Raw genomic sequence first — 13052 nt, 5'->3', positions numbered from 1 at the left:
GGGGACTCTAGCGCGCCGTACGGGCTTCCGTCAGCGGCGGGTTGTCCACAGGCTCTCTCCGCGTGGGGTCCTGGCCAGTAATCTCAGCAGCCATGGAGCAGAGGCATCTCGGCCGTACCGGCCTGCGTGTGTCCCGGATCGGGCTCGGCACCCTGACCTGGGGGCGGGACACCGACGAGCACGACGCCGCCGATCAGTTGAAGGCCTTCTGGGAGGCGGGCGGGACACTCGTCGACACAGCGGATGTGTACGGCGGAGGGGAGTCGGAATATCTGCTCGGGCAGTTGATCGAGCGGCTGGTGCCGCGCCGCGATCTGATCGTCGCGACGAAGGCCGGCAGTGTGCCCGATCCGTACCGGCGCTTCGACGGATCGCGCGGACATCTGCTCGCCGCGCTCGACGCGTCGCTGGAGCGGCTCGGCACGGACTATGTGGATCTGTGGCAGATACACGCCTTTGACGACGAGACACCGCTGGAGGAGACACTCCACGCCCTGGACATCGCCGTGAGCAGCGGCCGTGCCCGGTACGCGGGGGTGTCGAACTACTGCGGCTGGCAGCTCGCCAAGGCCGCCACCTGGCAGCTCGCCGCGCCGGGAATACGGACACGGCTGGCCAGCACCCAGATGGAGTACTCCCTGTTGCAGCGCGGAGTGGAGCGTGAAGTGCTGCCGGCCGCGCTGGATCTGGGCGTCGGACTGCTGCCCTCGTCGCCGCTGGGGCGCGGGGTGCTCACCGGCAAGTACCGGCACACCACCCCGCCGGACTCGCGCGGCGCCTCGGAGCAGATGGCGCCGTTCGTCGAGCCGTATCTGGACGAAGCGGCGAGCCGGATCGTGGACGCGGTCGCGACGGCCGCGGACGGGCTCGCCACGACACCGCTGGAGGTGGCGCTGGCCTGGGTCAGGGACCGCCCCGGGGTGGTGGCCCCGATCATCGGCGCACGGAACGCGCAGCAGCTCACGGCGGCGCTGTCAGTGGAGAGCCTTAGTCTTCCTGACGAGATCTGCCAGGCGCTCGACGATGTGTCGGCGCCCGTGCACCGCTATCCCGACCAGGACTGGAGCACGCTGTGAGTACGGACCGCGACATCGCTGCCACGGAGGAGGCCGGTCCCGTGGCCGACACAGCCGACACAGCCGAGCACCCCGCGGCCCGGACGGAACCGGACGAGGGCCCGGGTCCGTCCGCGAACGGCGCCACCGAACCCGGTCCGGCGGGAAGCGAGACACCGGCGGACGACGGCGCGACGGCCGGGGCCGCGCCCGGTGCGGGTACGGATACCGAGGGAGCCGACGCCGAGGGAGCGGCCGGGGCGGCAGGCACCGAAGCGCCCGGCACCGAGGCGAGCGCCGAAGTGTCCGAGGCCGCCGCCGAGTTGGCCGCGCAGCGGGAGTTGCGGGAGCGGATCGAGCGGCGGAAGGCGGAGAAGGCCGGGCCCATCGCCGCCGGTATGAAACTGAGCGGACAGGCCGCCGATCTGCTCGCCGCCGTACGGGCCGTGGAGAGCGGCGCCCGGGTGGACCCGGCCCTGCTGCGCACGCCCGCGCCCGTACGCACGCCCGCGCCCGCCGCACCCGTACCGGCTCCGGCGCCCCGGTCCGCGCCGCCGGGCGCCGCGCCCGGGACCGTGTCCGGCGTCCGGGCCGTCCTCGCGGAGGGCGGCGCGCCGGAGTCGCTCGCGGGGCAGGTCGCCGCCGTACTCGGGGAGCGGGCCGCGGACGCGCTGCGGGAGGACCCCTGGCAGCTCCTCGCCGTGCCCGGGGTGCGGCCGGAGCAGGCCGACGGATTCGCGCGGGCCCTGCTCGGGGCGGCATGCGGCCCCGGCGACGAGCGCCGGGCCGCCGCGCTGGTCGGCTGGCTGCTGGAGCGGGCCGCGCTCCAGGGCCATACCGCGCTGGAAGCGTCGTCGGTGCGCCGCGCGCTGGCCGAGCACGCGGTGCCCGAGCCCGACGAGGCGGTGGAGCACGCCGTCGCCGAGGGCACTGTGCTCCTCTTCCAGGACGGCCTCGAAGAGAGCCTGGAGGACATGGCGGGCACGGAGGGCGCGGCCGGTGAGACCGGGGACGCCGTGTCACAGGGGGACACGCACCCCGCCGGGGCGGCCGAGGCGGCGGCGGTCCCGGACCTGCTGGCGCTCGACCGCTACGCCCTCGCGGAGGAGAGCCTCGCCGACGGACTCGCGCGGCTGGTCAAGACCGGTCCCGACGCCTCGTGGGAGGAGGCCGCGTCTGCGGCCCCCTCGCCCTCGGCCGCCGAGCTGATCCGCGCGGCGTCCGGGCACGGGCTCGTCCTGCACACCGGCGGTGAGGCGGCCCGCGCGGAGCCCGCCACGCTGGCCGGGGCGGCCCGTGCGCTCGGCGTGCGCGCCGTCCTCGCGGTCCACAGTGAGAACGGCCGCGCCAGGCTGGGCACGGAGACGGTCACGGTGGCCGGGCTGCTGGCCGGTACGGAGGGCCCGGGACGGGACGAGGACGGCCGGTTCGCCCTCGGTCTTCTGGTGGTGCTGGACGCGCCGCAGCTCGATGTGGAGACGGCCGCGCTGCTTGTCGAATCCCTGCCGGACGGCGCCCGGCTGGTGCTCAGCGGGGATCCCGGGGTGCTGTGGTCGGCCGGCGCGGGCCGGGTGTTCGCCGATCTGCTGGCCGCCCGGGTGTGCCCGCAGATCGTCTCCCGTACCCCCGACCCGGGACCGGTCGGCGAGCTGGTCTCCGGCATCGGCATCGGCGAGCTGAACCAGGTGGAGGCGCCCGGCAGGGAGGTGGTGATCGTGCCGGTGCGGGACGCGGGCGAGGCGGTGCACCGCACGGTGCAGTTGGTCGCCGAGTCGGTGCCGCGCGCTTTCGGGACGGCCGCCGGGGAGACGCAGGTGATCACCGTGGGCCATGGCGGGGCGGCCGGCACCCGCGCGCTCAACGCGGCGCTGAAGCAGCGGCTCAACCCCGGCCCCGGCCTGTTCGGCGGCTTCGACCCGGGGGACAGGATCGCGTACGCGCCCTCGCCCGGCAGGACGCTCCAGGGCACCGTGGTCTCGGCGGATCAGGAAGGGCTGCGGCTCGACTGCGAGGGCGGGGAGGTCACCGTCCCCAGGGAGCGGGTCGAGTCGGCCGTACGGCACGGCTGGGCGCTCACCGCGCATCAGGCGGCGGGGATGCGCTGGCCCGCCGCGGTCGTGGTGCTTCCCGGTGACGCCGCCCAGGGGCTGAGCCGCCCATGGGTCTATACGGCCTTCGGCCGGGGGGACCGGCATCTCTCCGTGGTCCATGGCGTGGACCAGGCGCTGCCGCACGCGGTGGCCACGATCCCGTCCCAGCAGCGCACCACCCGGCTCCGCCCGCTGATCGAGGACCTGCTGACACCGGCGGCACAGCACCCCTAGCACCCGTAGCGCCGGCCCGGCCGTCCCGGCCGCCCTCTGGCTCTGGCCGCCCCGGAACGGAAAGACCTGTCCGGTTCCGGTGCGGTCCAGAGCTCGGTGCGGTCCAGGGGCGGTGCCGTCCAGTAGCGGTGCCGTAACCGTGCGCCGGGTGGGCGGGGCGGCAGGTGTCCACGGGGCGGCACGGGTCCGTCCGAGCGATGTCCGCAGCCTCGGGTGGCGTCCGACGCCTCAGGCGGCCCCCGACGGCCTCCGGCCGCCGGTCGCCGCCGGTCAGACGTGTCAGGCGTCCTGCTCTTCCAGGTCGTCCAGATCCGCGTCGAGATCGTCCTCGTCGAAGACCGCGCTCACATCGAAACGGCAGACCACCTGCTGCGGGTCGGCCTGGTCGAAGGGGGCGCTCAGCCACTCCCCCGGCTCGGGCAGATCGTCGGCCGCCGACACCCAGAGAGTCGAATCGCCCTCTTCGAGCCCGAATTCCTTGTGCCGGGACGCGATCTCGTCCGGTTCGTACTCACCGAAGAGCACCCCCAGCGCGGCATGCACACTGCTGCCCACCACACCGCCGGTGCCGGTGTCACCGTCCACATCGGCGATGCGCTGTGCTTGTGCGAGCAGCCGCTGCGGCTCGACCACCGCGTAGTCGCGCCGGATCAGCACGCTGAGGGCGTTCGGCTCCTCGGGACCCCTGTACGGCGGAAGCGAGTCGTCCGGATCCGGGATCTCGAAGGGGGTGACCTCGTCGTACCGGTTGTAGAGCCGCTCGTCATAGACCTCGGCGGCGACGGCCAGGGCGTTGAACGCCTCGGAGACAGCCGGATCGTCCTCACCCGTGCGGTGTTCGACCGCCGCTAGATGGCGGTCCAGGGCTACCTTGACCGCCTCGGCGGCGGCACGTACCTCGGCAGCGGTGGGCTGCGCAGCATCAGACATAGTGCAGACGCTATCCGTACCGGGCCTCTGCCCGCACAATAGATGCGATGCCGGAATACGAATTTGTCGACGTGTACGTGCCGCGCGGGGTCTCCCGCAAGGAAGCGGCCCGTCTGCTCACCGACCATGCCGAGTACGGACACTGGGAACTGGACCGTCTGAGCCTGCACCGGGACGGCAGTCGCAGAGTGCGGCTGCGCCGGCGCATCATCCGCCAGGCGCGCGCCACCTGGTGAGTGCGGCGGAACGGGCCCCGCTGTCGCGAGGCCCGCCCGTGTCCGTACCCGACCGCCGTACGCACCGTCCGTACGCGTCCGATTACGCGGCGGAGCGGGCGCGGCGGTAGATGAAGCTGCCCGCGATCAGCAGGCCGGCACCCACCGGGACGGCGATCCCGAGCGCACCCGCACCGGTCTGGGCGAGCGTCTCGGTGTCTTCGGGCCGTACGACCGTCTTCGGCTCCGGGGCGTTCGGCGACGGCGGGATCGTACGCACCTGGATCGGCTTGCCCGGCTTACCCGGCTTGCCCGGGGTGACGGGCTTCCCGGGCTGCTCCGGCTTGGCCGGAGGGGCGACGGGCGACTCGTTGTCGCAGCCGTTGCCCATGGCGGGGTTGAGCAGGCCGCCGATGGTGACGCTGTTCCCGCAGACGTTCACGGGGATGTCGATCGGCACCTCGATGGTGTTGCCGGAGCCGACGCCGGGAGAGTTCACGGAACCGCCCCCCGCGTGGGACCCGCCGGACGGCACGGTGTGCGTGGCGCCCGGGTGCGAACCGCCGTGGTGCGATCCGCCCTGATGTGAACCGCCCTGCTGTGATCCGCCGTGGTGCTGGCCGCCGCCCTGCGGTGAGGTGTGCGAGCCGCCGTGCCCACCGGACGACGGGCCGCGCCCATTGGCGCAGCCGTTGCCGAACGCGGGGTTGAGCACCCCGACGACATCCACGGTGTTCCCGCACACATTGACCGGTACATGCACCGGGACCTGCACATTGTTCCCGGACAGCACGCCCGGAGATTTCGCCGCGGTTCCCTCGGCTCCCGAGTCCGCGTGAGCGTGGCCGCCGCCGAGCGCGAGCACGCCGCCCGCGGCCGCCGCCATGGTGATCAGGCCTTTGCGCGTGACCTGTCGCATTGCTTGGATCCCTGCCTTCTGCCTTCCGGGACTGCCCTGGGCATCGGTGCCGGGGCAGGATGCCCAGCGGCCCCGGAGTGCATGGCGCGCACTCCGGGGCCGCACGGGCTCAGACCCTCACGGGTGAGAGATACGACGTCACTTGTTGACGCAGGCGTTGCCGAAGGCGGGGTTCAGCAGCCCGATCACGGAGATCGTGTTGCCGCACACGTTCACCGGCACGTGGATGGGGGCCTGGATCACATTGCCCGAGACCACACCGGGAGAGTTGACGGCGGCACCCTGGGCATCCGAGTCGGCGACAGCCATACCCGCACCCGCGAGCACCAGGCCACCCGTGACAGCCGCAGCGGCGACGATCTTCTTGATCATTATTTCCTCCTTGTTGGCAAACGCGGCCCCAACCGCGGGCCGCAACACCTGTAACGAGGAGGAACCAATGGGGCTACGAGCTTATCGTCGCATTCACTCTTTTCAGTCAAATGCGCACGCGCTGGCGATTGTTGAGAATCCTGTGTCGGCTCTCCTCCGACTCTCCGCCGGCTGTTGTGTCAGCTCTGATCGATGAAACGGTCGAGTACACGGACACCGAACTTCAGTCCGTCCACCGGCACTCGCTCGTCCACCCCGTGGAACATCCCGGCGAAGTCCAGCTCCGGCGGGAGCTTGAGCGGCGCGAAACCGAAACCGCGGATCCCGAGGTCGTCGAAGGACTTGGCGTCGGTGCCGCCCGAGAGCATGTACGGAACGGCCCGCGCGATCGGGTCCTCGGCCAGGAGCGCGCTCTGCATGGCGTCCACCAGACTTCCGTCGAAGCTGGTCTCCAGGGCCTTGTCGGAGTGCGCGTCCTCACGCTTGACGCGGGGGCCGATGATCCGGTCGATGTCGGCCAGGAACTCCTCCTCGTAACCGGGCAGGAACCGGCCGTCGACATGGGCGGTGGCCTGGCCGGGGATCACATTCACCTTGTAGCCGGCGCCGAGCATGGTGGGGGCGGCGGAATTGCGCAGGGTCGCGCCGATCATCTTGGCGATCCCGCCGAGCGTGGCGAGCGTGCCCTCCATGTCCTCCGGGTCGAGCGGGACGCCGAGCGCGTCGGACAGCTCGTCCAGGAAGGACCGTACGGTCTTGGTCATCCTCACCGGCCACTGATGGCGGCCGAGCCGGCCGACGGCCTCGCACAGCTCGGTGATGGCGTTGTCGTTGTTGGTCATCGAGCCGTGTCCGGCGGTGCCCTCGACCGTCAGACGCATCCAGTGCATGCCCTTCTGCGCCGTCTCGATCAGATAAAGACGCAGATTCTCGTTGACGGTGAAGGAGAAGCCGCCGACCTCGCTGATCGCCTCCGTAACGCCCTCGAAGAGATCGGGGTGGTTGTCGACGAGATACCGCGCGCCGTACGTACCGCCCGCCTCCTCGTCGGCGAGGAAGGCCAGCACGATGTCGCGCGGGGGCTTACGGCCGCTGCGCAGCCTGTCCCGTACGACCGCGAGGGTCATCGCGTCCATGTCCTTCATGTCGACCGCGCCACGGCCCCAGACACAGCCGTCCGCGATCTCGCCCGAGAACGGGTGGTGCGTCCAGTCGTCGGCGTTGGCGGGGACGACATCGGTGTGGCCGTGGATGAGCAGGGCGGGCCTGGAGGGATCCTCGCCCTCGATCCGGGCGACGGTCGAGGCACGGCCCCGGTGGGACTCGAAGATCCGCGGTTCGAGACCCACCTCGGCGAGCTTCTCGGCGACATATTCGGCGGCGGCCCGCTCTCCCGGTCCGGAGTGGTCGCCGTAGTTGCTGGTGTCGATCCGGATCAGATCGCGGCAGAGGTCGACGACCTCGTCCTCGCCGGAGGCGGTCCTGCCCGCGTTCGACTCGCTCACGCTGCTCACTCCCACGGTCGGTGCTGGTGGTCCCCCACATCCTCCCGCGTACCGCCCCCGCACCCCAAGGCGGTTCCCCGCCCGACATACGCCCGTCACACGGTACGAGGGGGGCCAGGGCCGTGATCGGGCACCGCCGATTGTTTGCTATGGTTTTCCACGTCGGAACGGCCCCGAGCCGTCCGGCAGACACCTGGTCCGGGTGGCGGAATGGCAGACGCGCTAGCTTGAGGTGCTAGTGCCCTTTATCGGGCGTGGGGGTTCAAGTCCCCCCTCGGACACAAATCATTACCCCACGGGGTGATGCGGAAGCAGCGAGTAGGTCCGGACAGAGGTTCGCCTCTGGCCGGACCTGGTGTTTTCCGGGGTTGTACGTGCCCTGCATACCGAGGCCGCGGCAGACGGTGGCTTTCTCCTGAGGCGTGGCGCCGTGGACCGCGCCGGCGACGTCGCCGAGGCCGGTGTGGCGGCTGGATACGACGAAGCCCCCTCACCGGACGGACGCTGTTGGCTAATTCCGCCCCACCGGATCAAGTTCGGTGGGGCGGAGTGCTTCCAGGTGTGAGGTGCGGGTACGAGCGAGCGGTCTGCCAACGAGCCAGGCGTCGAGCCGGAGGAGGTTCATGCCGGCTGCGGTGAGTTCTTGCTGAAGGCTTGTCTTGGCCAGGCCCCGATAGCGGGAATGGCGGGCGCCCAGGGCGTTTGCAGCTTGGCCGATCGTGCCTTCCACGCCGGAGCGGTGCTGGTAGCGGCGTTGCCAGTCGGGAGTTGTCTGCTCGCTGCGGGCTTGGTGGAGAGCTTCGTGCTCCTCACGGGGACGCAGGGTGATCCAGCGTCCGTGGGGCGAGCGGGTGCACCGCTCGCGGATCGGGCAGGGCTGGCAGTCTCGGCGGGCGAACTTCGCCCGGACGACGGGGGTGCCGCGCTGGCTGACGTCGTTGCGCCAGACCGCGTTGGTATTCCCGCCGGGGCAGGTGACCTGCTTGTTGTCCCAGTCCACGGTGAAGTCGGCAGTCGCGATGGCGCCATCGGTACCGGTCTGCCAGCCGGTGTTGCCGGTCACCGGGCCCACCAGATCGATGCCGTAGTTGGTGCGGGCATCGAGGATGTGGCGGGCGTCGACGTAGCCCGCGTCGGCGAGGTGGACGCCGGGCAGCAGATCCCGCGCGGCCAGTCCGACGTGCACGACGGCCGTCATCGCGGTGTCGGGGACGGTTGCGACGGTGGTTGCGACGTGCGTGATCAAATGTGGGGCGTCGGGCTCGCAGGTCTCGGTCAGGTGGACTTTGTAGCCGTCCCAGTAGGTGCTCCGCTTGACTCCGACCCGTGCCTGGATGTCATAGGGGGTCACCAGCCGCAGTGCCCCCGGCGGCCGTTCTTTTGGGTCCCGCAGCCGGATCACCCCTTCGGACAGCCAGAACTCCTGCACCCACATCCGCCTGAGGATCTCCACCGCTTCCAGGCCGCGTAAGCCGGTGGGGGCAGTTGCACTGAGAGCCGCTTCCAGCAGCCGTGTTCCATCAGCCCCGACCTGGTCGGCCCACTTCGCGCAGGCTTCCTTGCCAGACGGAAGCTTCTGGTCCTCTATGCGAGTCCCGTATCGGTCGAACCACTCCGCGTCCGCCACGCACGACAGCCATGCCCCGTCTGCCTGGGCGATTGCGTTCAGGGCCGCGCGCAACGTCTCGCCGACCGTCTCCAGTCGGTTGGTGTCTCGGGTCGAGGCCAGGACATGAGTGGAATCGGTCCGCTGACGCCCGCCGCGCCGCAGCAGCCCCAGGGCCTTCGCGGCATTCAGCACGGCCTCCAGCACCCGTTGTTCCCCCGAACCCTCGGTCAGACGGGCGCGGAACTCGCTGAGCACCGAGTAGTCGACCCCAGGGTCGGTCAACTCCATGCCGAGTGCGTACTTCCAGTCGATCCGGGCCCGGACCGACTCAGCGGCCTGCCGGTCGGAGAGTCCCTCGGCAAACTGCAACACCGAAACCAATGCCAGACGGCCCGGCGACCAGGCGCCCCTGCCGCGGGCCGGGAACAGATCAGCGAACTGCTCGTCGGTGAAGATCACACCCAGCTCGTCGCGCAGGCGCACCGCAAGGCTGCCCTTCGGGAACGCCGCCCTGGCCACTCGCGCCGTCTCCACGGGCACTTCCGCAAGAAGGCTCCTTGGCTGCAACGACATCCGCATCTCCTCATACAACAACGCCCCGGCATGATCACCGTTGCGGGCGATCATGCCGGGGTGCAGGCACCTTGATCAATTTGCCAACAGCGTCCCGGACGGGAGGGGGCTTCGTCGTATCCATTCAGCAGGAGGCCGGCGGGACGCTCTGCTCGTACTGGAAGACGTTGCGGGGGTCGTACTTCTGCTTGATCTGGCGCAGGCGGTCGAAGTTGCCGTCCCAGTAGGCGGTTTCCCAGTTCTGCATGCCGATGTTGGGGACGTTGACGTAAGCACCGTGTACGTAAGGCCGCAGCGCCTGGCTGAACTCCGCGATCCACGCCTGGGCCTGCGTGGTCAGTTCGTCGCCGCTGCCCGGCACACCGCGCTTGCCCCAGCCCGCGCCCGGCTCGGAGTAGAACAGCGCGTCGCGGTGCGGGAACGATGTGCCACCACGCGGAGCCTTCCTGACCGCACCGCCGAACGCCTGGGTGAAGAAGTTGCTGTCGTCCGTCGGCGCGTTCCGCATGAACGACGCGATCACGCTGATCGCCTCGTCCGGGAACGGCTTCTTCGTGAACTGGGAGAAGAACTTCCAGTTCGCCGGCTCGTCCTCGGTCGGGACCTGGAAACTCGCGTACACATCACCCCAGTTGCCGACCTGCGCGGTGACCTCGGGACGGCCGATCGAGAGGATCGGCGCCAGCAGCTTCTTCGCCTCCGCGGGCGTTCCCTCCGCCAGGACCGCGAACAGCAGGATCTGGTTCCGGTGGATCTCCAGCTGGGTGCCCAAGCGGTTGTCGGTGACCGGGGCCGTACGCTGCCAGGCGTCGAACACCCTGTGCAGGTCCTCGAGCCCGTCCCACGTCGCCTGCAGATAGGTGACGCTCTTGAGCGGGGCCACCTTGTAGGTGAGCGAGGTGACGATCCCGAAGTTACCGTTGCCCGCGCCGCGAAGTGCCCACAGCAGGTCGGAGTTGTGATCCAGATCCGCCTTGATCACCTTGGCACACGCGGCGCCCTCCGGCACGACGACCTCGGCGCCGATCAGGCCGTCGCAGGCCATGCCGAGGTAGCGGACGAGGAAACCCAGGCCGCCGCCGAGGGTGGCACCGGCGAGGCCCACGGTGCCCTCCGTGCCTGTCGTCACCGCGAAGTTCTTCTTCGCGAGCGTCGTCACCGCTTCCGACTGGTTGAGTCCGGCGCCCACAGTGGCCGTACGGGCCTGGGCGTTGACGTGCGCCGACTTCAGCTCACTGATGTCGATCACGATGCCGTTGTCGACATTCGACCAGCCCTCAAGACTGTGGCGGCCACTGCGCACCCGCAGCGCGACGTTGTGCTGCCGCGCCCATGTGAGGGCGTTGACGACGTCCTGGGTGTTCTGGGCGAAGACGATGACCAGCGGATAGTGCACGAACAACTCGTCCCAGCCCTGGCTGGCGTCCGCGTAGTCCGGATCGTTCGGGCGGACGATGCGCCCGGTCAGCCTCGCCGGCGCACACGTCGCACCCCCCGCCCCGACACCCTCGGTCCCGGCATTCACGGCGCTCGCGGCTGAGACCTCGGTGGGCTCGACACCCGAGACGACGACCGCGCCGGCGCCGGCGACCGCCGTCGCCTTGAGCACTCCGCGACGGGAAAAGTCGTTCATTGTCCATGTCCTCTCGACTGCCACCTGGCTCGAATCACCCCTTTGTGGGCGATTTGCGCGAAGCGGACAGTAGCAAGAGTGGCTACTGAGGGCTGTCCCGACACGCACGTGAAGACGGCCTTGAGAGCGCGACATCGTACTCGTGGCGGCAGGAGGAGTACCTCGCCCGCCGGCTCTCCGAGGCCCGCGGCCAGGGCCGGCAGCGCCGGCCGGCGCCTCGCCCTGTCGGAGTCATCGCCCGCCACCAGCAGCGCGGAAGACCACCGGGGCCTGTCTGCCGTGTCCGACTTCTTGACCAGCCGGATGTACCGCCGGATCTCAGCGTCCAGGGACAGCGCTCCCCCGGACCGCGCGAGCCGCGGGGTGCTTTTCGCGGCTACCGCCCAGTGGCGGGGCTGGTTTTGGCGGGGGATTCAGCGTGGGGGTGAAGGTGCTCGCGGCGGTATTCGCCGGGGGCTTTTCCGTACTCGCGTTTGAAGGCGCGGTTGAACGCGGATTCGGAGGTGTAGCCGGTCAGCCGGGCGATGGTGTGCAGGGGTGTGTCGTCGAGGCGTAGCAGGGCGCCGGCCGAGGTCATCCGCCACCAGGCGAGGTAGGTGAGTGGTGGTTTGCCGACGAGGGTGGTGAAGCGCCGGGCGAACGCCGCCCGTGACAGCCCTGCGCGGGCGCCCAGTTCTTCCACTGTCCAGGGGTGGACGGGGTCGCGGTGCAGATGGTGCAGTGCGGTGCTGACCGCCGGATCGGACAGGGCCGCCGCCCAGCCGGTGGTGGCGCCCTGGGCCCGCTCCTTGTACCAGGTACGCAGGATGTACAGCAGCATCGTGTCCAGCAGACCGGAGACGATGGCGTCGGAACCGGGGTTGCGCTCGTCGAGTTCGTCGCCGAGGAGGGCGACGACGGCGGAGAGGGGAGCCTGCCTGCTTACGCGTGCGGGCAGGTGGATGACGTCCGGGAGCTCCGCCAGGAGCGGGTGTGGGCGGGCACGGCTGAGTTGGTAGGAACCGCAGATGAGTACGGTGGCGGCCTCCGCGCGCTGAATTTCGCTACGGGGGATCCAGGCGTCGTCCAGATCCTCGGTGGCGTCGACGAGCGCACGGGAAGGGTGGTCGGCGAGGGCGATCTCCTGCCCGTGGGAGACGAACACCACGTCGCCCGCCGCGAGAGCCACCGGTGCGGCGTCGCGCGACAGCAGCCAGCACCCGCCCTCAAGCACCACATGGAACCCCGGACCACTGGTCGGCGTGAAGCGCAGGCCCCAGGGCGCGGTGAGGTGGGTACGTGCCGAGCGCGGGCGGCCGGTCCGGATCGTAGCCACCGCGTCACTGACGACATCCATGACTGAGACTCTACCCCGGCGGGGTTGTGCGAGACGTACGGTCAAGGAAGCGAGACTTTCAGGCATGGATCGTCTCGCCGGACGGCCTTAACGTCGAAGGCGTCAGGTGTTCCGGATCGGCCGGGCACTGACAGCGTCCCGAGACCGAGGAACCATGCCCGGTTTCACCGAGAGTGAGCTGCGACTGCCATGAACGCCAATCCCATCGAGCTGCCCGACGTGGTGAACCGCTATCTGGAGGCTCACCACGTACGGGACACCCCGACCGCCCTCTCGACGTTCCACGAGAGCGCCACCGTCACCGACGAGGGCGTCACCCGCACCGGCACCGCCGCCATCGGGACATGGCTCGGCACAGCGGCGAGCGAGTTCACCTTCACCACCGAACGGCTCGGCGCCGAGCGGCTGGACGACACCCACTGGGTCGTGACGAACCGGCTGGAGGGCGACTTCCCCGGCGGGCGGGTCGATCTCCGCTACCGCTTCACGCTGCGCTCCGGTCTGATCGGGGACCTCACGATCGCCCCCTGACCACGGTCACGGCCACGGGGCCACTGCCACTGCCCGGACAACGTGCCGTG

11 protein-coding genes and 1 tRNA gene are annotated in these 13052 nt (G+C 70.3%); 5 read left to right on the top strand and 7 right to left on the bottom strand.

Translation table 11 applies throughout. The annotated features are described in order from the left end of the window. The first annotated feature begins 92 nt into the window (after positions 1 to 92). Complete coding sequence (locus OG214_RS30810) at positions 93 to 1076, top strand: aldo/keto reductase (RefSeq protein WP_066955781.1); 984 nt, start codon at positions 93 to 95, stop codon at positions 1074 to 1076. Beyond that, entirely contained in the window at positions 1061 to 3379 is a 2319-nt protein-coding gene (locus OG214_RS30805; RefSeq protein WP_405987667.1) for a helix-hairpin-helix domain-containing protein, read from the top strand. Before OG214_RS30810 ends, OG214_RS30805 begins: the two co-directional genes overlap by 16 nt. A 279-nt stretch (positions 3380 to 3658) precedes the next feature. Here OG214_RS30805 and OG214_RS30800 read toward each other — a convergent pair whose 3' ends face one another. Beyond that, positions 3659 to 4309 carry a hypothetical protein gene (locus OG214_RS30800; protein ID WP_363080422.1) on the bottom strand — a complete coding sequence of 217 codons (651 nt, stop codon included), beginning with the start codon at positions 4307 to 4309 and terminating at the stop codon, positions 3659 to 3661. 47 nt (positions 4310 to 4356) lie between these two features. On the opposite strand from OG214_RS30800, the gene OG214_RS30795 reads away from it, so the two are divergent. Then, positions 4357 to 4545: a DUF5703 family protein gene (locus OG214_RS30795; protein WP_363080423.1), complete on the top strand. Its 189-nt coding sequence runs from the start codon at positions 4357 to 4359 to the stop codon at positions 4543 to 4545. A gap of 82 nt (positions 4546 to 4627) precedes the next feature. Here OG214_RS30795 and OG214_RS30790 read toward each other — a convergent pair whose 3' ends face one another. The 3 genes from OG214_RS30790 to OG214_RS30780 all read right to left on the bottom strand — a co-directional run bounded on the left by OG214_RS30790 (position 4628) and on the right by OG214_RS30780 (position 7320). Beyond that, a complete protein-coding gene (locus tag OG214_RS30790; protein WP_405986567.1) occupies positions 4628 to 5443 on the bottom strand; it encodes a chaplin family protein in 816 nt (271 codons plus the stop codon). Between the two features lie 138 nt (positions 5444 to 5581). Then, on the bottom strand, positions 5582 to 5815 hold the full coding sequence (gene chpH, locus OG214_RS30785; RefSeq protein ID WP_363080425.1) for a chaplin ChpH: 234 nt from the start codon (positions 5813 to 5815) through the stop codon (positions 5582 to 5584). Positions 5816 to 5994: 179 nt separating this feature from the next. Then, positions 5995 to 7320, bottom strand: coding sequence for a M20/M25/M40 family metallo-hydrolase (locus OG214_RS30780; protein WP_405986566.1), 1326 nt, complete (start codon positions 7318 to 7320; stop codon positions 5995 to 5997). A gap of 196 nt (positions 7321 to 7516) precedes the next feature. On the opposite strand from OG214_RS30780, the gene OG214_RS30775 reads away from it, so the two are divergent. Further along, positions 7517 to 7601: transfer RNA gene (locus OG214_RS30775), tRNA-Leu, on the top strand. Between the two features lie 230 nt (positions 7602 to 7831). On the opposite strand, the gene OG214_RS30770 is transcribed toward OG214_RS30775, so the two are convergent. The 3 genes from OG214_RS30770 to OG214_RS30760 all read right to left on the bottom strand — a co-directional run bounded on the left by OG214_RS30770 (position 7832) and on the right by OG214_RS30760 (position 12471). Next, positions 7832 to 9502 carry an IS1182 family transposase gene (locus tag OG214_RS30770; RefSeq protein ID WP_405987666.1) on the bottom strand — a complete coding sequence of 557 codons (1671 nt, stop codon included), beginning with the start codon at positions 9500 to 9502 and terminating at the stop codon, positions 7832 to 7834. Positions 9503 to 9626: 124 nt separating this feature from the next. Further along, positions 9627 to 11135, bottom strand: a complete 1509-nt coding sequence (locus tag OG214_RS30765) for an FAD-binding oxidoreductase (RefSeq protein WP_405986565.1) — start codon at positions 11133 to 11135, stop codon at positions 9627 to 9629. A gap of 376 nt (positions 11136 to 11511) precedes the next feature. Beyond that, entirely contained in the window at positions 11512 to 12471 is a 960-nt protein-coding gene (locus tag OG214_RS30760) for an AraC family transcriptional regulator (RefSeq protein WP_405986564.1), read from the bottom strand. A 189-nt stretch (positions 12472 to 12660) separates the two neighbouring features. On the opposite strand from OG214_RS30760, the gene OG214_RS30755 reads away from it, so the two are divergent. Continuing rightward, complete coding sequence (locus OG214_RS30755; RefSeq protein WP_363080431.1) at positions 12661 to 13002, top strand: nuclear transport factor 2 family protein; 342 nt, start codon at positions 12661 to 12663, stop codon at positions 13000 to 13002. The last annotated feature ends 50 nt before the right edge of the window (positions 13003 to 13052 follow it).

The organism is Streptomyces sp. NBC_00872, assembly GCF_045161915.1.
GTDB lineage: Bacteria > Actinomycetota > Actinomycetes > Streptomycetales > Streptomycetaceae > Streptomyces.
Note: the sequence above shows the minus strand (reverse complement) of the source record. Positions and strands in the feature narration are given on the sequence as shown.

What these genes read in the sequence shown, in the direction of transcription:
- OG214_RS30810 (WP_066955781.1), top strand. Translation starts at nt 93, where the DNA reads ATGGAGCAGAGGCATCTCGGCCGTACCGGCCTGCGTGTGTCCCGGATC.
- OG214_RS30800 (WP_363080422.1), bottom strand. Translation starts at nt 4,309, where the DNA reads ATGTCTGATGCTGCGCAGCCCACCGCTGCCGAGGTACGTGCCGCCGCC.
- OG214_RS30795 (WP_363080423.1), top strand. Translation starts at nt 4,357, where the DNA reads ATGCCGGAATACGAATTTGTCGACGTGTACGTGCCGCGCGGGGTCTCC.
- OG214_RS30790 (WP_405986567.1), bottom strand. Translation starts at nt 5,443, where the DNA reads ATGCGACAGGTCACGCGCAAAGGCCTGATCACCATGGCGGCGGCCGCG.
- chpH (WP_363080425.1), bottom strand. Translation starts at nt 5,815, where the DNA reads ATGATCAAGAAGATCGTCGCCGCTGCGGCTGTCACGGGTGGCCTGGTG.
- OG214_RS30770 (WP_405987666.1), bottom strand. Translation starts at nt 9,502, where the DNA reads ATGTCGTTGCAGCCAAGGAGCCTTCTTGCGGAAGTGCCCGTGGAGACG.
- OG214_RS30765 (WP_405986565.1), bottom strand. Translation starts at nt 11,135, where the DNA reads ATGAACGACTTTTCCCGTCGCGGAGTGCTCAAGGCGACGGCGGTCGCC.
- OG214_RS30760 (WP_405986564.1), bottom strand. Translation starts at nt 12,471, where the DNA reads ATGGATGTCGTCAGTGACGCGGTGGCTACGATCCGGACCGGCCGCCCG.
- OG214_RS30755 (WP_363080431.1), top strand. Translation starts at nt 12,661, where the DNA reads ATGAACGCCAATCCCATCGAGCTGCCCGACGTGGTGAACCGCTATCTG.